Annotated in this window: 20 protein-coding genes and 2 pseudogenes; 14 read left to right on the plus strand and 8 right to left on the minus strand. The window is 61.0% G+C overall.

What is annotated here, in order from left to right; genetic code table 11:
- The first annotated feature begins 103 nt into the window (after positions 1–103).
- Entirely contained in the window at positions 104–1,252 is a 1,149-nt protein-coding gene (locus ACS5Q1_RS29625) for a hypothetical protein (protein WP_473101568.1), read from the plus strand.
- A 33-nt stretch (positions 1,253–1,285) separates the two neighbouring features.
- Positions 1,286–1,828, plus strand: coding sequence for a hypothetical protein (locus tag ACS5Q1_RS29630; protein WP_203442204.1), 543 nt, complete (start codon positions 1,286–1,288; stop codon positions 1,826–1,828).
- A gap of 186 nt (positions 1,829–2,014) precedes the next feature.
- Here the strand turns inward: ACS5Q1_RS29630 and ACS5Q1_RS29635 are convergent, their stop codons facing one another.
- The gene (locus ACS5Q1_RS29635) at positions 2,015–2,446 is read right to left on the minus strand and encodes a hypothetical protein (RefSeq protein WP_473101569.1); all 432 of its coding nucleotides are present in this window, start codon (positions 2,444–2,446) and stop codon (positions 2,015–2,017) included.
- A 328-nt stretch (positions 2,447–2,774) separates the two neighbouring features.
- Between ACS5Q1_RS29635 and ACS5Q1_RS29640 the strand changes: the two are divergent.
- Both ACS5Q1_RS29640 and ACS5Q1_RS29645 read left to right on the plus strand, forming a co-directional pair.
- Positions 2,775–3,038: pseudogene (locus ACS5Q1_RS29640) on the plus strand (DDE-type integrase/transposase/recombinase); the annotation flags it as partial.
- 492 nt (positions 3,039–3,530) lie between these two features.
- Positions 3,531–4,328, plus strand: a complete 798-nt coding sequence (locus ACS5Q1_RS29645; protein ID WP_473101570.1) for a dienelactone hydrolase family protein — start codon at positions 3,531–3,533, stop codon at positions 4,326–4,328.
- A gap of 274 nt (positions 4,329–4,602) precedes the next feature.
- Here the strand turns inward: ACS5Q1_RS29645 and ACS5Q1_RS29650 are convergent, their stop codons facing one another.
- Positions 4,603–4,992 (minus strand): cupin domain-containing protein, encoded by a 390-nt coding sequence (locus ACS5Q1_RS29650; protein ID WP_473101571.1) that lies wholly within the window; start codon positions 4,990–4,992, stop codon positions 4,603–4,605.
- Between the two features lie 737 nt (positions 4,993–5,729).
- Between ACS5Q1_RS29650 and ACS5Q1_RS29655 the strand changes: the two genes are divergently transcribed.
- Positions 5,730–6,041 carry a glutelin gene (locus ACS5Q1_RS29655; protein ID WP_473101572.1) on the plus strand — a complete coding sequence of 104 codons (312 nt, stop codon included), beginning with the start codon at positions 5,730–5,732 and terminating at the stop codon, positions 6,039–6,041.
- Between the two features lie 269 nt (positions 6,042–6,310).
- Here ACS5Q1_RS29655 and ACS5Q1_RS29660 read toward each other — a convergent pair.
- From ACS5Q1_RS29660 to ACS5Q1_RS29675, 4 genes and pseudogenes are all read right to left on the minus strand, one after another.
- Positions 6,311–6,394 (minus strand): annotated as a pseudogene (locus ACS5Q1_RS29660) (IS6 family transposase); the annotation flags it as partial.
- A gap of 63 nt (positions 6,395–6,457) precedes the next feature.
- Positions 6,458–8,026: a putative N-acetylmannosamine-6-phosphate 2-epimerase gene (locus tag ACS5Q1_RS29665; protein ID WP_473101573.1), complete on the minus strand. Its 1,569-nt coding sequence runs from the start codon at positions 8,024–8,026 to the stop codon at positions 6,458–6,460.
- Positions 8,023–9,063 (minus strand): Gfo/Idh/MocA family protein, encoded by a 1,041-nt coding sequence (locus ACS5Q1_RS29670; RefSeq protein WP_473101574.1) that lies wholly within the window; start codon positions 9,061–9,063, stop codon positions 8,023–8,025. Before ACS5Q1_RS29670 ends, ACS5Q1_RS29665 begins: the two co-directional genes overlap by 4 nt.
- The gene (locus ACS5Q1_RS29675; RefSeq protein ID WP_473101575.1) at positions 9,060–10,031 is read right to left on the minus strand and encodes a Gfo/Idh/MocA family protein; all 972 of its coding nucleotides are present in this window, start codon (positions 10,029–10,031) and stop codon (positions 9,060–9,062) included. Before ACS5Q1_RS29675 ends, ACS5Q1_RS29670 begins: the two co-directional genes overlap by 4 nt.
- Before the next feature lie 198 nt (positions 10,032–10,229).
- Between ACS5Q1_RS29675 and ACS5Q1_RS29680 the strand changes: the two genes are divergently transcribed.
- The 7 genes from ACS5Q1_RS29680 to ACS5Q1_RS29710 all read left to right on the plus strand — a co-directional run bounded on the left by ACS5Q1_RS29680 (position 10,230) and on the right by ACS5Q1_RS29710 (position 17,397).
- Positions 10,230–10,952, plus strand: coding sequence for a FadR/GntR family transcriptional regulator (locus tag ACS5Q1_RS29680; protein ID WP_473101576.1), 723 nt, complete (start codon positions 10,230–10,232; stop codon positions 10,950–10,952).
- A gap of 12 nt (positions 10,953–10,964) precedes the next feature.
- Entirely contained in the window at positions 10,965–12,548 is a 1,584-nt protein-coding gene (locus ACS5Q1_RS29685; RefSeq protein ID WP_473101577.1) for an ABC transporter substrate-binding protein, read from the plus strand.
- A gap of 82 nt (positions 12,549–12,630) precedes the next feature.
- Entirely contained in the window at positions 12,631–13,590 is a 960-nt protein-coding gene (locus ACS5Q1_RS29690; RefSeq protein WP_473101578.1) for an ABC transporter permease, read from the plus strand.
- 2 nt (positions 13,591–13,592) lie between these two features.
- Positions 13,593–14,474 carry an ABC transporter permease gene (locus ACS5Q1_RS29695; RefSeq protein WP_473101579.1) on the plus strand — a complete coding sequence of 294 codons (882 nt, stop codon included), beginning with the start codon at positions 13,593–13,595 and terminating at the stop codon, positions 14,472–14,474.
- Between the two features lie 20 nt (positions 14,475–14,494).
- Positions 14,495–15,412, plus strand: coding sequence for a dihydrodipicolinate synthase family protein (locus ACS5Q1_RS29700; protein WP_473101580.1), 918 nt, complete (start codon positions 14,495–14,497; stop codon positions 15,410–15,412).
- 4 nt (positions 15,413–15,416) lie between these two features.
- Positions 15,417–16,427: an ABC transporter ATP-binding protein gene (locus tag ACS5Q1_RS29705; RefSeq protein WP_473101581.1), complete on the plus strand. Its 1,011-nt coding sequence runs from the start codon at positions 15,417–15,419 to the stop codon at positions 16,425–16,427.
- A gap of 1 nt (position 16,428) precedes the next feature.
- Entirely contained in the window at positions 16,429–17,397 is a 969-nt protein-coding gene (locus ACS5Q1_RS29710; RefSeq protein WP_473101582.1) for an ABC transporter ATP-binding protein, read from the plus strand.
- A gap of 149 nt (positions 17,398–17,546) precedes the next feature.
- Here the strand turns inward: ACS5Q1_RS29710 and ACS5Q1_RS29715 are convergent, their stop codons facing one another.
- Positions 17,547–18,032, minus strand: coding sequence for a cupin domain-containing protein (locus ACS5Q1_RS29715; RefSeq protein WP_473101583.1), 486 nt, complete (start codon positions 18,030–18,032; stop codon positions 17,547–17,549).
- Positions 18,033–18,402: 370 nt separating this feature from the next.
- On the opposite strand from ACS5Q1_RS29715, the gene ACS5Q1_RS29720 reads away from it, so the two are divergent.
- Positions 18,403–18,537, plus strand: coding sequence for a hypothetical protein (locus tag ACS5Q1_RS29720; protein WP_473101584.1), 135 nt, complete (start codon positions 18,403–18,405; stop codon positions 18,535–18,537).
- A gap of 103 nt (positions 18,538–18,640) precedes the next feature.
- Positions 18,641–20,278, plus strand: coding sequence for a chaperonin GroEL (gene groL, locus ACS5Q1_RS29725; RefSeq protein WP_473101585.1), 1,638 nt, complete (start codon positions 18,641–18,643; stop codon positions 20,276–20,278).
- A 65-nt stretch (positions 20,279–20,343) separates the two neighbouring features.
- Here groL and ACS5Q1_RS29730 read toward each other — a convergent pair whose 3' ends face one another.
- Entirely contained in the window at positions 20,344–20,715 is a 372-nt protein-coding gene (locus ACS5Q1_RS29730) for a hypothetical protein (protein WP_473101586.1), read from the minus strand.
- Between the last annotated feature and the right edge of the window lie 606 nt (positions 20,716–21,321).

The raw sequence follows: 21,321 nt of genomic DNA on the forward strand, positions 1-21,321 counted from the left end.
CGTCGGTGGAGATGTGCCAAGCTCGAACCGGCGCTGGACATCGAGCCTGCTTATGGACGTCTCACCTACCGGATGGCACACTGCTTCATCGGGAGCCCCGTTATTGGGAACCCGCTTCCGCGTCCATCCGCAGGCCCCTTTCATTCCAGGCTATGAAGAGCCGGAAATCATCTGGATATCGACGCCGCCGGGTGGTGTGGGAACCGGTCCCGAAGATCACCGGATGTATGTGACCGATCCTTTGATCGCCAAAGCACCCTATCACAGGCCTTACTTTCCTCCCTACACGGGAGAATCGTATCCTCTGGCGGAGCCGGGGCCGGACGGACATTTCGATTACATTCCCGTCCACACACGTCAGTTCATGGCCGCGCACGCCTTCGCATGCGTGAGGAGAGTCCTGGATATTTGTGAAAGCTATGTAGGCTGCGAGATTCCGTGGTTCTTCCTGCCAACCTACGAACGCCTGGAGATCATTCCACACCTCCCCTGGACCAATGCTCAGTCCGGATACGGCTTCCTGGAACTCGGGGAGGACGATAGCCGGGACGAGCCCGTTCCGTATGCTCTCAACTTCGACGTGATCGCGCACGAGACCGGGCATCTGGTTCTGTTCGGCACTTTGGGGGTGCCGGAGCGGTACGGTCCCGGGGTCGAGTATCTCGCCTATCACGAGTTCGCGGCGGATTTCATTTCACTGATCGGCCTCCTGCATTTCGACACGGCTCTGGACAGAATGCTGCGGCGGACCAACGGCAACCTGTTCGTCTCGAACGAGCTCGACCGCGTGGCTGAGCTGTTCGACGAGCGTCAGATCCGAAAGGCAAGCAACTCTCTCAAGCTGTCCGATGTGGGAAGCGAGGTGCATGACCTGTCGAGGCCGTTCACAGGCGCGATGTTCGACGCACTCCTTGAGATCTTTCAGCTCATTCTACTGGAACGCGGCCTTGCTTCTCTGGACACGCGAAGGATCAAGTCCGTTCGCGAAAGTCTGACGCAAACCGACATCGACCGGGAGCTCGCAGTATCGAAACAGGATTACCAGATCCGGCACTTTGCCGTGAAGTCGGCCCTGCAAGAGGCGCGCGATATCGTCGGTGACGCGTTGCTTCGCTCCTGGGAATCCCTGAACCCCGACACTCTCTCATTCCGGAATGCGGCAAGCGCCATCGTGCGCCGGATGGAACAGGGGCGGGGGCATCGGTTCGCCGACAGGATCCATGACAATTTCGTCTGGCGGGACATTCTTTGACGCAACACACCTTCAACGCTTTGGAGAGAGTGAATGCCTTATGCTTCCGAAGTTCCGGCCCCTGGCAGTACTGATCAATTCGCAACGGATGAGATCATCCTCTACGGCGTCAAACTCAACGCCGTCCAGAACTATGCCCGCCTCGACCTGACGGAGCATGTCAATTTCCGTCCCGCGCAGGAGACGGTCGTGCTGCAGTTGGATCTTCGCTACCGGATGGGCGCGGGCGGCTTCAATGTCCTTCAAAATAATACGGTCGTTATCGCGGCCATTTACGGTTATGCGTTCGAAGGACATTGCTTCAGGCCCGACAAGACCCGGATCTACGCCTTCTACTACGATGGGCCGGACCTGCCCGCCGTCGGGTGTGGGTTTGACGAAACCGGCCCACTCGCCTCGAACAGCTATCGCATGTGGCGCCTGAAGATGCGTACGCCCTTGATGGAAATCAGCGCAGCGGTCGATACGGCCGAAACCCTCATTCTCGATGCCAATCTTCCCGGAAAACGCGCGCCCAACACCTATGACAGCCGCATGCAGATGTCCCATAGGGGCGGCCGCCTGACCAATTCATGATTGCTGCGACGAGGCGAGCATGCAGCCGCACTTGGGCAGTTCGCCAGTCTCTTCCCGCCTGCAACGAATTGCTTCGTTTAAAGCATCGTGCCCGGAGTGGATTTCACCTCTGGAATGAGCGATTGTCCGGTGTGGACCGTAGGTCCGCGTCGGCGAAAAAGCAGGTCCGCTTCTCCGCAAAGTGCATTAGCTACTGGTTGCATCCGCTCCGGCATCCGCTCTTGCGCGATCACCTGCCGATTGCTCAGCCTCTGTCTGTTCAGGAAGTGGCTCTTTCTCTCTAGGCAGCGCGATTTTTCTGCATTCGCAATCGGCAAAACCCGCGCTGTCCTCACTCCTGGGCCGAAGGTCATCGTCAGATATCTTAAGGACGCATGACCTCGTGAGATTCTCGCAATAAAACTTGACTGACCTGTCGCTCTCGCGACGCCCGGCGTAGACGACCGCACGTCCGGGCCTCGTCGGGGTGGAGTGGATGTCGACCATGACATCTTTGCTGTAGTCACCGGGTTTGGGCTGGGCCTCGACGCGGTCATTGAACTTGATCACCGGACCGCTCAGGTCCTCGACCGTCACCCACTTGGCTGATCCAATGACTCTGATGACGAGGTGGACCATGAGATCCTCCAATGGTTGGCTTTCATCGGGGACGGCAGCCGGGATAAATCAGGACAACGTCCTGAACTTCACAGATCTGCAGAGCAGCGTGGCATAACGGAGTATCGAGGTCGACTCATCCAGAAGAGGTGCGACCCGACCAAGCGGCGACCTTATCGGTGCCGCCGAGATACTGTCAGACAAGTTGAAGAAGGAAGAGTTTCTGGTTCATCGTAACCCTTGAGGAAGAGATGATGAGACAGAACGAGGACCGGCCAAGGAGCCGGCCGAGACGGCGGTGAAGGAAATCCGCCGGGCCACTCGCAAGCAGTATTCCGCCGAGGAGAAGATCCGCAGTGTGCTGGACGACTTCTCACGCTCCATCCTCACTTGGAAGCTCTGCGCCACCAAGAAAGCTGAAGACGTTACCGAGACTTTGGAGATGGCGCTCGGAGCCTCCGGCCTTGAGCAGGTGGAGGTCGAGCACAGGCCCCAGCTGCGGTCGGCCAATGGCTCGAGCTACATCTCGTCGGACCTGGCCTCCTGGCTGGAGGGTAAGAGCATGACGCATGTGCGTGGGGCGCCGCATCATCCCGTGACGCAGGGTAAGATTTGGCTGGCGCGGGTTCCACGTCTGAAAGCATGATGGGATCCATCGGAATGCCGCTGCCGGAATGTACAAGGGAGCAGAATAACGCATCTTGGGAGCTCACCAGACGCTAGGATTCGTGAATCCGGGCGATTACGGGCGCACGAACGTCAATAGCGGCGAACGGAGTTAAAGCCTATGAACAAGAGCGAGATCGACGCTTGGTCACCGAGGCTGGCCGGATCCATGCTTGGCCGTTGTGGAACGCACATCTGGAACCAGGGCGTCAGGCCCTCGCGAAGTCTGGGGCCTTCATGCATCAGCATCTTTGAGGTCACAGGCGAAGGCAAATTCCCTGTTGGATCGAGCTGCTTTATCTCAACGCGAATACAAGCAACCAGAGGATAGCCACAAGCTTCGGAAAGGAGCACAATCTCTCGAGGATGGAGGCTAGGGCCCGTTCACCTGAGAGAGGTCGGGTTCGGCACCATCTCCCCAATGCTCTGGGAGATCCTCATGCGAATGACGATGATGGCGGCGGCACTCTGTGCCCTGACGATGACCGTGAACGCACATGCGGCGATCAAAGAGGAGCCGGTTACCTATCAGGACGGCAGCAGGACGATGAAGGGCTTCATCGTCTACGACGATGCGGCTCAAGGCAAGCGCCCCGGGATCGTCATGGTGCCCGAATGGTGGGGAATTACGAGCCACGTTCGCGACGAGGCGCGGAAGTTCGCGCAGCAGGGCTACACCGCATTCGTCGCAGACATGTACGGAGACGGCCAGACCGCCGACAACCCAAAGGATGCCGGTGCGCTTGCGACCTCGGTGATGAAGGATCCGAAGGTGATGGAGGCACGGTTCAACGCTGCGCGGAGCCAAGTCGCCGGGCATGCCTCAGTCGATTCAACGCGCATCGGCGCCGTCGGCTACTGCTTCGGCGGCGCCGTTGTGCTGAATATGGCCCGCACCGGTGCCGACCTCGATGCGGTTGCGGGCTTCCACGCCTCGCTCGGACTCAACACGCCCGCGCCGGGACCAGGGGTGGTGAAGGCGAAGGTCCTGATTCTGAACGGCGCGGACGATCCCTTCGTCAAGCGCGAGGAATACGAGGCGCTCAAGAAGGATCTCGACGCGGCCAAGGCAGAGTACCGGATCATCGAATATCCAGGCGCGGTGCACGCTTTCACCAACCCTGAGGCAACGGAGATCGGTCAGAAGTTCAATCTGCCACTCCGCTACGACGCACAAGTGGATCGCGAGGCGAAGGCGGAGGCGCTGAAGTTCTTCAGTACCAACCTCCAGAAGTAGTGCTGATCGTCTCGCGCCGTAATGCCATTTAAAGCGATGGCGCGAGGCCTCAAACGATCTGAATGCCGCATTCGGCAGTTGGGCTGATCTTTCCAGACTGCCCTCAGGTGCCGCCTTTGATGCCGTGCAGATGCTCCAATCGACCTGGATGAAGCAGCTCCAGCCGATTGATCTGCTTCCCGGCATGATCCCCTTGTGGATTTGACCTGCGCGACGTTCTCGCAGGCCTTGATGCCCTATGCCAATTCCTTGACGTGAGATTTCAGGGACGCCACTAAACGGTTGGTTCCCAGATTCCATCGACGGCAAATGCCTCGCCTTCGCCTGGCCAGGGTGGCATGGTTGTCCCAACCGCTGTCAGCGGCTCGGGCGAAACGGAGCGAAACTGGAAGTGGGTGCCAACCGGGATCGTGATGGCGACGCCGGGCTCCACGTCCACAATCTCTTCCAAGTCATGCGAGCTGCGCCACACCTGCCCGCAGCCCGAGACAAAGTACCAGACCTCGTCAACGGTATGATGCGCCATTGCTCTCGAAACCGCATGCGGCGGCAACGTGAAATGGGCCAGGCTGCCCCGACTCGCGCTGCACAGGATGCGCACCTCGGATCCGTCAGGGGCGGTCGCGTCAGGCGATGTGCCGAGCCGCTTGGTTTCAAAGGACATCGAGCATGCTCCTAAACCAGTGGAGGAAGGTTACTATACCCTGCGAGGCGCCGCACTGGTGCTCCCGGAGCAAGTCCGAAGAACCGGATCGACTGCAATTCTCCTGTCACGCTTGGCAGGGCGCCTCCATAGTCCGATCCGCATCTTTTGCTCTAGAGCCACCCCTTGACCCATGAGAGAACGAAATCGGCACATCCCTGAAGTACGCCGGATATCCGCGCACGCGGGGAGCGTCGGACATTTCGAAAAGTCAGCGAACTTTACCGCCTGACCCCAATGTATGGACCGGCCGTGCGTCGCAAGAGGGTTTCGAGATGGCGAAGTTGGTCTTGCGCACATGTAGCCGATCCGTGCGGAGTAGAACTCCTGGTCATCACGGTTATCCGTGCTCCGGTTTCTTAAGCGGATCGGCCCTGTACAACCTTCCAGACAGAGATGTTAACTCACCGCCTGGCGCAATTCTCTACTTCGGCGATCTACCGCTGGCATGTGCAAAGCGTTAAGATGCTGAGCCCTGTAAGATGCAATTGGAGGGCATGATGGCCGTTAGACACGCGTTGTTCATTGCTCTGGTGTCTATCGTGGGAATCGGAGGCGTAGCCCTCGCACCAGCCGATGCTGCAGCCTTCACTTGCCCGGAGACGACCGCCACAAGCGCAACGGGAACTGCTCCCACACTCAAGGATCTGTATTCAGGGGCCAATGACGTCACCGCAGGCAACCGGCTTGGGGAGCTCATGACCAATCTTCGCAGCAGCGGGATGAAGCCTGCACTCATCGTGGACCACCTGATTGGCGCTTATTGTCCGCTCGTCGCCGCCGATAGCACTCTTTCGGATCAGCAGAAAGCCGACCGAGTTCGTCGGTTTGCGCGGTTGGTAACGGGATTGGCCTATGTGCCGGCGAATCCCGATGAGACAGATGTTCTCGTTCAGACGGCCCTAAAACCGGATCTGCTCAACCAGATCGACGAAGCGGCGGGTCGGGCTGGAATGACGCGTGATGAGTGGATCGAACGCGCGATCAAAAGCCAACTGGCGAATCCGTGACCTCCTATCGGGTTCGAAATGGAACGACATCGTCACATTGATCGTGCCGTTAGGAGACGAACCAGTCGATGCAGAGCTTCAACTCTATTGCGAGTGCACGAGTGATCTTGGGCGGCGTTGAGATGATCCGCATGATGCGGAAGGAGCGGGTGAAGCATGCCTGCAATACACAGCCGTCACTCGCAGAGCGGTTCGATCAATTCGCTGCCTGAACGCATTACCGAGTGTTTGTCGTTTTCTTGTCGCTTTTCCGGGCTTGCGACACAACCGAAGAGATTTGCAACCTGATCATCGGCGGACGGGCAGTGTTGGGCCTGCCCCGCTGACTTGAAGCGTTTCATGATGCGCTCGCGTCAACGGGGCGGTTGTTCCGGCCTTCATGCCGGATCTGACCGAAGACGAAGGATGCCCCGCGGCTAGACGAACGCGACAGAACGCCGCCTGTCCAAAAGGTCTGCTGCGCCAAGTAGACCAGCATCGGCTCCAAGTGAAGCAAGCGAGAGAGAGGGTCTGAGAGCCGTGGGAAAACGGGACAGAGCGTTCTCGAGACGGGCAAGAAAGCCAGGTGCGAGGCCCACACCACCACCGATCACCATCACTTGCGGATCGAGAACAGCCTGTAATCCCGGTAGAGCTAGAGCGAGATGGTCGACGGCCTCCTCGACGATGCGCTCGGCCCACTTTTCGCCCGCTGCCATGGCGGCGAAAACCGCTCTAGCATTCGCGTCATGCCCGGCTGTGCGGGCCGCAGCCGCTATGGCAAACCCGGACGCCAGATCCTCCAAGCGGTGATAGCGGTTGTCAGATGCTGGCACCAGTATCTGGCCGACATGCCCAGCGAGGCCGTTCGCGCCATCCAAGAGCTGCCCACCGATGACGGCACCTCCTCCGATCCCGCTCGACACCGTCAGGAAGAGAAGATCACGCCCCTGGCCGGCGCCAAAGCGAAACTCGCCCCAGGCTGCGGCTTGAGCGTCGTTGAGTGCGAAGGCCGGGCAGGAAAAGAGCTCTTCCAGCCGTGGTATCAGAGGAAAGTCGGCTGGGACCGGCAGGGTCGCCGGATTGACCGATGTCCAGCGTCCGTTGCGCACCAGACCGGTTACCGCGGCCGCCACGCCACCATATTGCCCGCGCCAATCGCGCGTCACGTCGACGGCTAGTCTCAGCCATTCCTCCGCGCCATCGGCAGGTCTCGTTGAAATCTGCCGCCGCTCGATGATGCGGTTTCCCAGGACCAGTGCAACGGCCGTCTTGCTGCCGCCGATATCGATTGCGAGAACAGGTCTCTCCGGCAGTGCCGCAGCCGCGATAGCGTTGCTGAACCATTGCGTGATGTGCTCTGGGCGGGTGATGGCGGAACCGACAACGACCGCAGTGGCTCCGGCCCGCATGGCTGCGGCCGCAAGGCGCGGCTCGTTGTAGCGGCCTTCGGCGAAGACAGGCTTGCCGAGCCTGCTTGCCTCCAGCACCAAGTCGATATCGGGCCCCTGCGGAGGTGGTTTTTCCTCCGTGTAGCCGGACATCGTGGTGGCGATGATGTCTGCTCCAAGTGCGTCCGCGCTCCTGGCCTCGGCGATTGTCGCAATGTCGGCCATCGCGAGGTGGCCCCGGGCGTGCACCGCCTCGATCAGCGTTTTGATCGGTACAGATCTCGGCCGGTCGGTGGCGTCGAAAGCGATGATCGCCGCACCGGCCTCGGACAGCGCGGCAATATCCTCGACCCAGGGGGTGATCCGGACGGATGTGTTCGCCAAATCGCGCTTCACCAAGCCGATGATCGGGAGCGAGCAGGCGGCGGCGACCGCCGCGACATTGGCGACGCCCTCGATTCGCAGGGCTCGGGCGCCGGCGTTCTGGGCCGCTAGCGCGAAGCGGACGACCGACGCGGGATCGTCGAATGGCCCGCCGGGAACGGGCTGGCACGAGACGATCAAGCCGCCTCGCAGGCTGTCTGTGAGTGCGGCGTCCGCAAGCAACGAAGTCATGAAGAACTCCGAGCCTGTTGAGCGTTGGGTGCGGGTTGCATTGTCGCTGCATCAGCGACCGGCACTTCGCATCCGCTGGCGCTTGCCCGGTAGGCCGCCTCGATGCAGGCGACGACATGGCGCCCATAGGCTCCCGTGACCGGCGACGGCGTATCGTTCATGATGCTTGCGGCGAATGCCTGCCACTCGCGTGCCACGGCCACGTCCATCCAATTCGGCTCAATGGACCCGCTGACCGGCGTCCAGACCCCATCCTGACCGGTGGAGACGCCGTAGTCGAAATCAATCCGGATCATGCCTTTCTCGCACACGAGGTCCATGGCGAACGTCACCGCCCCATTGCGGTAACCGACGCTGGTGACCTGGCCGATCTGTCCGTTCGCAAAGCGTAATCCGATCAGCGCGGAATCGTCGGCCTGCTGCTCGTGGAAATAGGTGCCGGTCATTGCGGTCACCCGGGTGACTGGCTGTCCCATGAGCCAGATCAATCGGTCGAGCGCGTGGATTCCTGCCGTCATCAGCATACCACCACCCGAGGCGTGATCGAGGTGCCAGGGGCGGCGGTTGCTTTCCATCCAGAGCTTGATCATCCAGCTCGTGCCGAACACTGGTCGGCCGAGGACACCTGAATCGATAATTTCCTTGGCTTTGAGGCAGGGCAGGGCGAAATGCATCACATGCCCGATCATCAGCTTGACGCAGTTCTCGTTGGCCGCTGCGAGCACGGCATCGCAAGCATCGACGCTCGGCGCCATTGGTTTTTCAAGCAGGATATGCTTGCCCGCCCGCGCGGCCCCGACGGCGATTTCTTCATGCAGGTGGTGCGGCGTGGCAATCAGGACGGCATCGACGGCCGAATCGTCGAGCAGGGCGCGCCAGTCACGGTAACTCTTGCCACCATGCTCGGCCGCGAAGGCCGCTGCGGCATCCGCATTCTCCCGGCAGGATGCGACGAGCCTGACCTCGTTGACGCCCGTCATGGCGCGGGCGTGAACTGCGCCGAAATGGCCGGCCCCGATAATCCCAACTCCGATCATGCGTTTGCCCTCTCGTATGCGGCGTCGATGATCCGCATCGCTGCCAGGTAATCCTCGATGTCTACCGCTGGCGCCTCACCCGAGCGCAGCCTGGCGAATGTGTCGGCCATGAACAGGCGGTAGCGCGTGCTGGGATGCTCGGGAGCAAGCACGCGCGTGTGTCCGTCGTCCAGCGTCGCGCATTGCGCCGTCTCGCCCCGATCGATCAGATAGGCATTACCGGTGGCGATCCGCCATTCGAAATCGCCGCCAGGAGCCATCGAGGCATAGGTGTACCCGGCCTCGACGGTAAAAAGCGTTCCGGCTTCGTCGCGCAGAATCAGAAGCGTATGATCCTCGACCCGCTCGTCGTGGATACGATTGCCGATCGAGGCTGAGACGACCCGCAATGTTCCCTGCGCGAGGGAGAGGGCGGCATCGACGCCATGAATGCCGAGATTGCGCAACGCTCCGCCACCCCCGACCGCCGGATCGAGCATCCAGCCGACGCCGTCGTCCCGGTAACGTTGTGGCGGACCATTGACGATCCGGAAATGGGCATGGGCGAGTTTGCCGAGGCGGCCTTCCGCCTCAAGCTCCGCCATTGCTTGAAAGACAGGCCCGAAGCGGTTCGGGAAAGGCACGCCGACGAAGCGGCCTTGGCTCCGGGCAGCCTTGACGATCCGCAGCAACTCTCCCGTCGTGCTGGCCGCCGGCTTCTCAAGAACCATCGGGATATCTGCGGCAACAACCTCCAAGGCGATGTCCGGAACCTCCCGGGGGGAGCCCATGAGCACCACTAGGTCGGGCCTGCGGGCGAGCGCCTGCCCCGCGCTTTGGCAGGCGGTGAGTCCGTGAGCGCCGGCAAAGTCAGCTCCTGCTCTCGCGTCCTGGTCCCAAACCGTAATGACAGCGCCGCCGGAAGCCCTGACTGCATCCAGATGCATCGCGGCGTGCCAGTGACTGACACCCAAAAGACAAACCCGCATGTCCCTATGCCTGTCCAGTAGTCCACTTGCTGGATATCCTACAACCTGCTATGCATCAAGATGAATAGTGGTTCTCGCTAAGCGCCTCGTGCGATCCGAAGGGCCGCTTGCGGGGTCGAGCATCGGATCGACCTCAAAAGTAGGACCACTTTTCACGTTCGATGCACTCGCGCGAATGCCCGGTGAGCAGGAGTAAGCATGTCCGGCTTGAAAGACATAAAGCCTTTGACCAAGCCTCCGTCTCTGCATGTCACCGTGCAGGAAAGTTTGCGCAGCTACATTGAGGATAATCAGCTGAAGGCCGGCGATGCCCTGCCGCCCGAAACTTTTCTTGCTCAGCAGCTCGGGATCAGCCGCAACTCCGTGCGAGAGGCGATCAAAGCGCTCGAATCCCTCGGAATCCTGGAAACCCGTCGCGGCATCGGCGTGTTCGTGAAGGAATTCTCGTTCCAGCCGCTCCTGGACAATCTCGCCTATGGTCTCGGTGACGCCTTGCGGGATGTTGAGGAACTTCGCGAGCTGCGCCGCGTCCTCGAGGTTGGTCTTATTCACAAAACGATCGAGATGATCGGCGAGGACGATCTTGCCGCGTTGCGCCAAGTGACGGAACGGATGCGCCAGCGCGCCGAGCGCAACGAAAGCTTCGCCGAAGAGGACGAGCAGTTTCACAGGCTGCTGTTCCGCTGCCAGAACAACCGAATGCTCACCGGCCTGATCGAGGTTTTCTGGCGGGCCTTCTACAAGGCTTCCAACTTCGCCAACCTCGCCAATGCCGACCCGCTCTCCACGTGGCGTGATCATCATGAGATCATTGAGGCGATTGCGGCGCGCGATGTCGAACGAGCCCGAGAGAGGCTCGACAAACACTACGAAGGTATCTCTGAGGTTATCGCGAATAACAGAAGATCCACCAACAGTTAACGGGAGGAAGTAATGTCGCTCAAAAACGTCGTGCGAGCTGTCCCCATCTCAGCTCTTCTTGGGGCAACGGCCCTGATATCGCCATTGGCAGCGCAAGAGCAGAAGACGATCACCGGCGGCTTCGATGTTGGTCCGGGCGGCTTCCAGGGCAACTTCAATCCGCTCGCGGCGACCGGCGGCTTCACCTGGCTCAATGTCTATTTCGAGCCGTTGATCAACTACAATGCCGACCTGACGGCCATCGAAGGGACACTCGCCACCGAATACAGCGTCAACGCCGACAAGACGGAATACACCTTCAAGCTCGCCAGAGAGACCTGGCACGATGGCAAGCCCTTCACCTCCAAGGACGTGAAGTTTACTGTCGACCTTGCCAAGAACGGCGAAACCGGAACGGTCTTCGCCGCCCGCCTGAATGCCATTTCCTCCGTCGAGACGCCTGACGAACGTACGGCGGTCATCAAACTCTCGCGTCCGGATGCGGGTTTCCTCGCGACGCTGACAAAGCTTATGATCCTGCCTGAACATGCGCTCTCCGGCATGACACCGAAGGAATTGGCGACCAGCACATGGTGGGCAACCAAGCCGATTGGAACCGGCCCGTTCAAGTTCAAGCAATATGTGACCGACCAGTATGTCGAACTGACTGCCGACGAGGATTATCGCCTTGGCCGTCCCAAGGTGGACCGGGTGATCAATCGCTATTTCAAGAACACGGCTGCGGCCGTGGCGGCTCTGCGCGCGGGAGAAATCCAGTTTACCTACGTCGAGCCTGACGATGTCCCGGCTCTTAAGGACACCAAGAGCTTCCGCGTCATCGAGGGACAGTCCTTTGTCGCCAACTATGTGGGTTTCAATCAACAGGTTCCGCTCTGGAAGGACGTTCGTGTCCGCCAAGCGATCATGCACGCCATCGACCGTCAGGCTATCATCGACAGCCTCTATGGCGGAGCCGCGACCGTTGCCAATTGCGGCTACGTCGCCAAGCAACTCGTCCCCGAAGGGTTGAACCCGTACAAGTATGACCCAGCCAAGGCCAAGGCTCTGTTGGCGGAGGCCGGCTGGGACAAGATCAATGGAAGCAAGCCGGTTACCTGGCTGACCTATTACAACACACCCCAGGCTGCCAACGTCATGGCCGCCGTGCAGGCGATGCTCGCGCAGGTGGGCATCAATGTGGTTCCGCGCGTGGTCGATACCCCGACCTACAATGGCATCATCTACGCGGCAAATCCTGACTTCAGCCAGTTCCCGCTCGTTTACGCCGGACTTCAGAACGGACCTGATCCATCGGGCATCAATATCGGCTTGAACGCGGCGCAGAAGCCCCCTGCTGGAGCAAACTTCCTGCGCATCGAGATGCCGGACCTGACCAAGGCGCTGGACGCCGCGCTTGCAGAAACCAACCCGCAGCAGCTGAATGCCCGCTATCAGGATGTTTGCAAGGTGATGAACGCCAATCTTCCCTGGGCCACGATGTGGGTCGCCAACCGCTATGGCGTCGCCTCGACCAAGCTGAAGGACTTCGTCTGGGTGCCTGCTCCAGCCGGCGGACCTTACAATGCTCACCCCGAGAAGTGGTCGATCGAGAAATAGACAAAGCCGTCCGACGGCTCAGGGGGAGGTGGCGCGGCGTTAGTCCGGCCATCTCCTCACTTGAAATCACGAGAGCACACTCATGCTGCCATACATCTTGAGGCGCCTCGCCACCGGTCTGCTGATGCTCGTCGCTTTGAGCATGCTCGTCTTTATCCTCCTCCGTCTGGCCCCTGGCGATCCCATCGACGCTTACGTGAACCCAAACGTCGCCATGTCTCAGGCTGAAATGGACGCGCTGCGTGCGCGCCTCGGGCTCGATCAGCCCTTGCCTGTCCAGTATCTGGCATGGCTGCGGGCCGCCGCCGCCGGTGATCTCGGCTACTCGATCCAGCGCAATGGGGTGAAGGTTCTGCCCCTCGTGCTCGAACGCATCGGTCCGACCGTCCTGCTGATGGCGGCCGGACTTGCGATTGCGATCGTACTTGGCATTGCGGCAGGAATCCTCAGCGCGGTCCGGCGGAATTCTCCAACCGATATCGGCTTTTCCATCGTCGCCTTCTTTGGCATTTCAAGCCCGGCCTTCCTGACGGCGCTCCTCGGGCTTTATCTATTCTCCGTGGTTCTCAGATGGGCGCCGTCGGGTGGCATGTTGACACCCGGTGCGCCATTCTCGACCGGCGATCTCCTGGCTCATCTCGTTCTGCCGGCTTGCCTTCTGTCCATTGGCCACGCTGCGCTGATCATGCGCTACATGCGCGCGTCACTTCTCGAGGTTCTGAATCAGGAATATGTCCGCACCGCCCGCGCGAAGGGCGTCAAGGAGTTCTGGGTCATCATGAAACATGCGGTGCGCAACGCGCTGCTGCCGGTCGTCACACTCATCGGGTCCACCATCGGCATCGCGGTGGGCGGCGCGATCTTCATCGAGAGCGTCTTCAATTGGCCGGGCATGGGCCTGCTGCTGATCAATGCCGTCGATACCCGAGACTACCCGGTCATCATGGGGGCGACGCTGATCGTCGGTGCCTGCGTCATCATGGTCAATCTCCTGACCGACATCGCCTATGCCGCCATCGATCCTCGCATCCAGGTCGCCTGACGATGAGTGCCGCTACCGCAGTATCCACTTCCCGAAGAGGGCCAATCGCCAGGGCACTCGACCGGTTTGCCACCAATCCCGTCGCTCTGCTGGGGCTCGCGGTCCTCGCCGTCATCGTCCTGGCGATCCTGACCTATCCCGTCTGGTGGGCTTACTCGCCTAACCAGATCGACCTGCGCGCCCTCAACAAGGGACCGAGTGCCAGCCACTGGTTCGGGACGGACGGCGTCGGCCGCGACGTCCTTGCGCGTCTGATGCAGGGCGGTCGCATCTCGCTTCTCGTCGCCGTGACCTCGGTGGCGGTCTCAATCGTCATCGGTTTCCTCGTCGGCGCCGTGTCGTCCTTCAGCGGCCGCGTAGTCGACGGCGCCATCATGCGCCTCGTCGACCTTGCCATGACGCTGCCGCCCGTGATCCTGTTGCTCGTCCTCGCCTCGATCGTCGGCACGGGCATCGCGCCCACAATCGCCGTGATCTCGCTGCTGTCCTGGCCTGTGCTTTCGCGCATGATCCGAGCCCGGCTCCTCGAGCTGCGCGAACGCGACTTTGTGGTCGCTTCACGCGGCATGGGAGCCGGCATGGGACATCTTCTGCTCCGACATGGCTTGCCGAACTGCGTCGATATTCTGGTGGTCTACGCGACCTTGCAGATCGCCAATGCCATTCTGCTTGAGGCGGGTCTGTCCTTCCTCGGGCTCGGCATCGCTCCTCCCGAGGCCAGCTGGGGCAATATGCTGAACGCGGCGCGCTCGACCAGCGTGCTCGAGCAGTATGTCTGGCAGTGGATGTTCCCGGGCGTGGCGCTCGTCATCACCGTGCTGGCGATCAACTTCGTCGGCGACGGCCTGCGCGACGCCTTCGATCCCCGTTCCGATCTTCAATGACCAAGCAGCAAGGGCTTACCATGATTAACTTTCGCGGCGTCGTGCCTCCCGTCGTTACTCCTCTGACAGAGAACTATGAGGTCGACTATCCGTCCTATACCAGGGTGCTGGAGCATCTCATCGCTGGCGGCGTGCACGGTCTCTTCGTGCTCGGATCGACGAGCGAGGTGATCTTTCACGGCGAGGCCACCCGACGTCGGATCCTCGAACACACCGTGAAAGTGGTGAACGGGCGCCTGCCGATCCTGGCCGGCGTGATCGATCCGACCACCCATCGGGTTATCGACCATGCGAAACTGGCGCAGTCGATTGGTGTCGATGCCGTCGTCGCAACGGCTCCCTTCTATACCCGGACGAGCCAGCCGGAGGTGATCGACCATTTCCGCTACCTGCGCGAGGCGCTCGACCTTCCGGTGATCGCATACGACATTCCGGTCTGCGTCCATACCAAGCTGGAACGGAGCACAACCGTGACGCTGGCTCGTGAGGGCACCATCGCCGGGCTCAAGGACTCGAGCGGCGATGACGGGAACTTCCGGTTCTGTCTGCTGGATCTCGCCGACAAGTCTGACGTCTTCCTCATGACGGGCTCTGAGATCGTCGTCGACAACGCCCTCCAGATGGGAGCGCATGGCGTCGTCCCGGGTCTCGCCAACGTTGATCCGCACGGCTATGTCCGGCTGTGGGACTACGCTCGGGCTGGCGATTGGGAGGCCGCGCGCAAGGAGCAGGAGCGGTTGTGCCGGCTGTTCGAAATGGTCTGGGTTTCCCTGCCCCGCACCAGCGCCGGCTCGGCGGGTGTCGGCGCCTTCAAGACGGCCATGCGTTCACTCGGTGTCGTTGCCACCAACACGATGGCCCAGCCGCAGCGCTCGCTCAATGCCGACGAGGCTTCGAAGGTCGACGTGATCGTTCGAGCCGCCGGGCTCGTGAGTTGAAGCCATGCATGCGGCCCCGATCCTGGACATTTCGGGTCTTAAGACGATCTTCCGGATCGGCGAGCGCGAAGTCGCGGCCGTACAGGATCTGGATCTGACCATTGCGCCGGGCGAGACCCTGGCGCTGGTCGGCGAATCCGGTTCAGGCAAATCCGTCACCAGCCTGTCGATCATGGGCCTTCTTCCAAAACGGGTAGGCCAGATAGCCGGCGGCAGCATTCTGTTTCGAGGAAAGTCGGGCCAGACGCAGAACCTTGCCCAACTTGACCCTGAGAGCATGCGGCAAATTCGGGGAAACGACATCGCCATGGTCTTCCAGGAACCCATGACGAGCCTCAATCCCGTCTATACCATCGGCGAGCAGATCGCCGAGCCGATGCGCATCCATCTCGGGCGCAGCCACAAGGATGCAGCCGCCGCAGCGGTCGGGCTCCTGACCGCAGTCGGCATCCCCGATCCCGAACGGCGTGCCAGGCAATACCCGCACGAGCTCTCCGGTGGCATGCGCCAGCGTGCCACGATCGCCATGGCGCTTGCCTGCGATCCAGTCCTGCTGATCGCTGACGAGCCGACCACCGCGCTCGACGTGACAATCCAGGCCCAGATCCTCGATCTCCTGCAGAAGCTGCAGACTGAACGGGGCATGGGAATCCTGTTCGTCACGCATAACCTGGGAGTCGTGGCGGAGATCGCCGACCGAGTGGCTGTGATGTATGCCGGCCGCATCGTCGAGACCGGCTCAGTCGCCGATGTGTTCGCACATCCACGGCATCCCTATACAGTCGGGTTGATGCGCTCGGTCCCCAAGCTGGGAGAGGCGACCGAGTTGAGGCGAAGGGGCATCCCGCTGCCGACCATCGCGGGCTCCGTGCCGAGCCTGGTTCAGCTCCCGAAAGGCTGCTCCTTTGCTCCCCGTTGCTCCTATGCCGTCGACGCATGTCGGGTCGAAATGCCGTCCTTGTACGAAAGCGGCAATGGACGGAAGAGCCGCTGCATCAGATGGCAGGAGGTTTAAGATGGAGGAACCGCTGCTCTCGGTCAGAGGTTTGACCAAGCATTTCAAGCCGACCGGCCTTTCCCGCGGCTCCGCAGTGCGCGCGCTTGACGATATCTCCTTTGACGTGCCGCGCGGGAAGGTCGTCGGCCTTGTCGGGGAGTCAGGCAGCGGGAAGACGACCATCGGGCGCTCCGTGCTGCGCCTCATCGAACCGACTTCGGGCGAGGTGCGCTTCAACGGCATTGACCTCACCAAGCTCTCTTCCGCCGAGATGCGCCGTCAGCGCAAGTACATGCAGTACATCTTTCAGGATCCTTTCGCCAGCCTGTCACCGCGAATGACCGTCGGGCAGATTCTGACCGAGGGTCTTGAGATTCAACGGATCGGGACGCGTGAGGAGCGGGCCCAACGTGCCAAGGCGGCGCTTGCGGCAGTTGACCTTCCGGCCGATGCTTTCGATCGCTATGCTCATGAGTTTTCCGGCGGCCAACGCCAGCGCATCGGCATTGCGCGGGCGTTAACGCTCGAGCCGCAGCTGATCGTGGCCGACGAACCTGTCTCCGCGCTCGACGTCTCGATTCAGGCTCAGATCGTCAATCTTCTGCGCGACCTGCAGATCCGCCTTGGTCTGTCCATGCTGTTCATTTCGCACGATTTGGCCGTCGTCGAATACATCTGCGATACAGTCATCGTGCTCTATCTTGGTCGCATCATGGAAATCGCCCCGAGCGAGCAATTGTATCGCGATCCACGTCACCCCTATACGCGGGCCCTGCTCTCGGCAATTCCGTCTCCGGATCCGGCCAAGGCCCACACGCGCGAGATCCTGAGAGGTGACATTCCGAGCCCGGCCAATCCGCCCTCGGGCTGTGTCTTTCGCACGCGTTGCCCTCATGCGGAGGAACGATGTGCGGCCGTGGTGCCTCCGCTCGAAGAGGTTTCGCCCGGACATTTGAAGGCCTGTATCCGACGCGACATTAGCGGTTGATCAGGCGGTCCTTCTCTTGTCTGGCACATTGACCGGCGCGGCCCTTCGGATCCGCTCGATGCGCTAGCGTGCCAGCGGAGTGAATTCTCTGCCGGCCTGATTCAAGCATCGGCTGCGTTTGGGCTCGTCTCCGGGGCGCTATCCTGCGCCTATTCCGGCTGCTTGTGAATCGGATCGATCCAGTAAACCTCCTCCGGTTGTTCGACCGGGTCCACATCGGTGATGTTCACCACGACGGCTTCGTTGTCGCTGCGCACCAGGACGCATTCGAGGGGCTCGTCTGGACTGGCGTTGATCTCCTGATGGGGCACGAAGGGTGGCACATAGATGAAATCCCCCGGCCCGGCCTCCGCGACGAACTCCAGCCGCTCGCCCCAGCGCATGCGAGCCTTGCCCCGCACCACATAAATGACACTCTCCAATTCGCCATGGTGATGCACCCCAGTCTTGGCATTCGGCTGGATCGAGACCGTACCCGCCCAGATTTTCTGTGCGCCGACCCGGGCATGATTGATCGCGGCCTGGCGAAACATGCCCGGAGTCTGCGCTGTGTTCGGATCGAGGCGATCGCCTTTGATCACCTGAACACCGTGCTGCTTCCAATGCTCGTGCCGATCGTGGTTGTGGTCTGTCATGACATTCTCCGAGGCGATTTGGCTTGCCGCGCCTTCCTGAACATGCATGGAGGACGAGGGTGAGGAAGGCCAGCTCAGGCCTCCGGTGTATCGTCGTTTGGCAAGGGTTGTCTGTCTCCGCTTACGGATGTCCTCAACGGCCTTCTCCGCGCTTCAAGGGGACTCGGTACGGCCAAGCAGCGTATGGCGGTTTAACGCTGCTCCCGAGGGTCCGGTTCTCCCCCAAGCTCCTCTCCTCAAGAAGGATAGGCTTGCAGCCCTCCCGGCGGCATGATTATCTCTCCTTAGCACTCCGGTGTGTCGAGTGCTAAAGTAACTGCCCGGCGCATACGAGTGCCCCTCGTTGACGAACAGAACAAGGAGGAGCCCTATGACCTTTCTTCCCGTGTACGACCCTGTTGTCGTCCGCCGCATCGAGGCTGAAGTCGCCATTGGCCTCTGCGACAGCGTGCTCTTCAGCAAGTGGTCCGGCACCGAGGTTTGGACGGACGGTCAAAGCTCCTGATCCCGACGGAATCCGGCATCATGGGCGTAATCGAACGGACTGCTGACGCCCAGAAAGCCGCTTAGACGGTGTCACTCGAGAACGATCAGAATTGGAGGAAGCTATGGCAGCCAAAGAAGTCAAATTCTCTACGAGCGCCCGTGAGAAGATGCTCCGTGGCGTCGACATCCTCGCCGATGCCGTGAAGATCACGCTGGGCCCGAAGGGCCGCAACGTGGTGATCGAGAAGAGTTTTGGAGCGCCACGCGTTACCAAGGACGGCGTCACCGTCGCCAAGGAGATCGAGCTGGCCGACAAGTTCGAGAACATGGGCGCCCAGATGGTGCGCGAAGTGGCGAGCAAGACCAGCACGGTGGCCGGTGACGGCACCACCACCGCGACGGTTCTGGCTCAGGCCATCGTCCGTGAGGGCGCCAAGGCTGTGGCTGCCGGCATGAACCCGATGGACCTCAAGCGCGGTATCGATCTCGCCACCGCCGAGGCCGTGAAGGACATCCAGTCCCGCGCCAAGAAGGTTGGCTCGTCCGAAGAGATCGCCCAGATCGGCACCATCTCCGCCAACGGCGATGCCGAGGTCGGCCGCATGCTGGCGGAGGCCATGCAGAAGGTCGGCAACGAGGGTGTCATTACCGTCGAAGAAGCCAAGACGGCTGCGACAGAACTCGACGTCGTCGAGGGCATGCAGTTCGACCGCGGCTACCTCTCGCCGTACTTCATCACCAACGCCGAGAAGATGGTGGCCGAGCTCGAGGATCCCTACATCCTCATCCACGAGAAGAAGCTCTCGTCACTCCAAGCTCTGCTGCCGATCCTCGAGGCTGTCGTTCAGACCGGCAAGCCGCTGTTGATCATTGCGGAGGATATCGAGGGCGAGGCCCTTGCGACATTGGTCGTGAACAAGCTGCGTGGCGGCCTCAAGATCGCGGCCGTGAAGGCCCCGGGCTTCGGCGACCGCCGCAAGGCCATGCTCGAGGACATCGCCGTTCTCACCGCCGGCCAGACGATCTCCGAAGACCTCGGCATCAAGCTCGAGAATGTCACGCTGGACATGCTCGGGCGGGCCAAGACCGTGCGGGTGGAGAAGGAAAACACCACCATTGTCAGCGGAGCTGGCTCTCGGCCAGACATTGAGGCGCGCATTCAGCAGATCAAGGCGCAGATCGAGGAGACCACCTCGGACTACGACCGTGAGAAGCTCCAGGAGCGTCTGGCCAAGCTCGCAGGCGGCGTCGCGGTGATTCATGTCGGCGGGAGCACCGAGATCGAGGTGAGGGAGAAGAAGGACCGCGTCGACGACGCGCTTCATGCCACCAAGGCGGCCGTCGAGGAGGGTATCGTTCCAGGCGGGGGCACGGCTCTGCTGCGCGCCAGGGCTGCGGTTGCCAAGCTCTCCAGCGACAACCCCGATATTCAAGCTGGTATCAACATCGTGCTGCGCGCTCTCGAGGCTCCGATCCGTCAGATCGCCGAGAACGCCGGCGTCGAGGGCTCGATCGTGGTCGGCAGGATCACCGACAACGCACAGTCCGAGACCTTCGGCTTCGATGCCCAGACCGAGGAATTCGTCGATCTGGTCCAAGCCGGCATTGTGGATCCGGCAAAGGTCGTTCGCACGGCCCTCCAGGATGCTTCTTCCGTCGCCGGACTGCTCGTCACCACCGAGGCCATGGTGGCCGAGCTGCCAAGGAAGGAATCCGCTCCGGCGATGCCGGGCGGCGGCATGGGTGGCATGGACTTCTAAACCCGGTGGGCCGCGTCAGCCAATAGCAGGGTCCACTGTTCGCTGACGCGGAACCTGGGTTTGGATCAGGCTGCAAGGAAGAGCTCGTTCTGTCGCCAGGAAGCACAGGCTCTTCTTTCGCTCGGTCGTGCCGTCGCAATGCGCTCGTGGAAGCGAGTTTGAGCCTCTTTGAGCAGACGACGTTTTCGAGCGAGCGGCTGCGAAGCCTTTGTGGTGTCGTTCACGACAGCGGCAGCTGCCGCGTACAGATCGGTCGTTGCGGCATCCAGGCCAGGATCTCGCTCGAACTGGACGACAAGGCTTGTCAGGTGCTGTCTGAGAAGCGTCTGCAGCTCGTGGAGATAGGGCAGATCTCCTCCGAACTCGATGGCCTTCAACGTCGGAGAGATCAGTGCCAACTTCTCTTCGATCGTGTCGGTGAAACTTTTCTCCACCATGATCAACCGTCTCCAGGTAAGAGGAAGCCCGCCCAGCCCTTGAAGCACAAGGGAGAGCATGGACCTTCATGGTTAACCGACGGTTTCGAGCGACCGAGGAACACGATCCAACAACCGCACATCACCATTCTATGGTGATGTGCTCACGCGCTCTCCCATGATCGCGATCCGCGATCATATTCTGCGGGCGATATCGGAACCTATCGCATGTGTCCTGGCAGAAGGTTTGGTGCTCAGCCTTCAGCCGGGGCGCTTTTGTTTGACCACCGTTGACGCTTATCGGAGGCAGAGTAGAATGGTGGCGCGGTGTTGCAACCGGCATCGCACGCGCCCTGGCTGGAGTTTGTAAGAGGCTTCAGTTGGGGCGTTCTCGTTCCGACACCTTGCGAAGGCGCACGCCGGTGCGGCAGGGGCATCCATCATGGAGCGCGAGATTGCGGACAGGTCCTTGAGACCATTTCAGACTTCGACGAAGCCAGGCGCTAAAGTGTTTAATCCCGGACTTTGATGGTGCAATCTTTTCGCATGAGTGGAAGGAAGCACTATGGGGCAGGTTCTACACGGCAGCGCCACGACGACAGAGGCAATCCGTCGAGCAATACAGAA

The sequence above is a fragment of the Microvirga sp. GN3 genome (assembly GCF_055792825.1).

Coding starts and splice junctions, on each gene's coding strand:
- ACS5Q1_RS29630 (WP_203442204.1), top strand. CDS start 1,286: ATGCCTTATGCTTCCGAAGTTCCGGCCCCTGGCAGTACTGATCAATTC.
- ACS5Q1_RS29635 (WP_473101569.1), bottom strand. CDS start 2,446: ATGGTCCACCTCGTCATCAGAGTCATTGGATCAGCCAAGTGGGTGACG.
- ACS5Q1_RS29645 (WP_473101570.1), top strand. CDS start 3,531: ATGCGAATGACGATGATGGCGGCGGCACTCTGTGCCCTGACGATGACC.
- ACS5Q1_RS29650 (WP_473101571.1), bottom strand. CDS start 4,992: ATGTCCTTTGAAACCAAGCGGCTCGGCACATCGCCTGACGCGACCGCC.
- ACS5Q1_RS29655 (WP_473101572.1), top strand. CDS start 5,730: ATGACCAATCTTCGCAGCAGCGGGATGAAGCCTGCACTCATCGTGGAC.
- ACS5Q1_RS29665 (WP_473101573.1), bottom strand. CDS start 8,026: ATGACTTCGTTGCTTGCGGACGCCGCACTCACAGACAGCCTGCGAGGC.
- ACS5Q1_RS29670 (WP_473101574.1), bottom strand. CDS start 9,063: ATGATCGGAGTTGGGATTATCGGGGCCGGCCATTTCGGCGCAGTTCAC.
- ACS5Q1_RS29675 (WP_473101575.1), bottom strand. CDS start 10,031: ATGCGGGTTTGTCTTTTGGGTGTCAGTCACTGGCACGCCGCGATGCAT.
- ACS5Q1_RS29680 (WP_473101576.1), top strand. CDS start 10,230: ATGTCCGGCTTGAAAGACATAAAGCCTTTGACCAAGCCTCCGTCTCTG.
- ACS5Q1_RS29685 (WP_473101577.1), top strand. CDS start 10,965: ATGTCGCTCAAAAACGTCGTGCGAGCTGTCCCCATCTCAGCTCTTCTT.
- ACS5Q1_RS29690 (WP_473101578.1), top strand. CDS start 12,631: ATGCTGCCATACATCTTGAGGCGCCTCGCCACCGGTCTGCTGATGCTC.
- ACS5Q1_RS29695 (WP_473101579.1), top strand. CDS start 13,593: ATGAGTGCCGCTACCGCAGTATCCACTTCCCGAAGAGGGCCAATCGCC.
- ACS5Q1_RS29700 (WP_473101580.1), top strand. CDS start 14,495: ATGATTAACTTTCGCGGCGTCGTGCCTCCCGTCGTTACTCCTCTGACA.
- ACS5Q1_RS29705 (WP_473101581.1), top strand. CDS start 15,417: ATGCATGCGGCCCCGATCCTGGACATTTCGGGTCTTAAGACGATCTTC.
- ACS5Q1_RS29710 (WP_473101582.1), top strand. CDS start 16,429: ATGGAGGAACCGCTGCTCTCGGTCAGAGGTTTGACCAAGCATTTCAAG.
- ACS5Q1_RS29715 (WP_473101583.1), bottom strand. CDS start 18,032: ATGACAGACCACAACCACGATCGGCACGAGCATTGGAAGCAGCACGGT.
- ACS5Q1_RS29720 (WP_473101584.1), top strand. CDS start 18,403: ATGACCTTTCTTCCCGTGTACGACCCTGTTGTCGTCCGCCGCATCGAG.
- groL (WP_473101585.1), top strand. CDS start 18,641: ATGGCAGCCAAAGAAGTCAAATTCTCTACGAGCGCCCGTGAGAAGATG.
- ACS5Q1_RS29730 (WP_473101586.1), bottom strand. CDS start 20,715: ATGGTGGAGAAAAGTTTCACCGACACGATCGAAGAGAAGTTGGCACTG.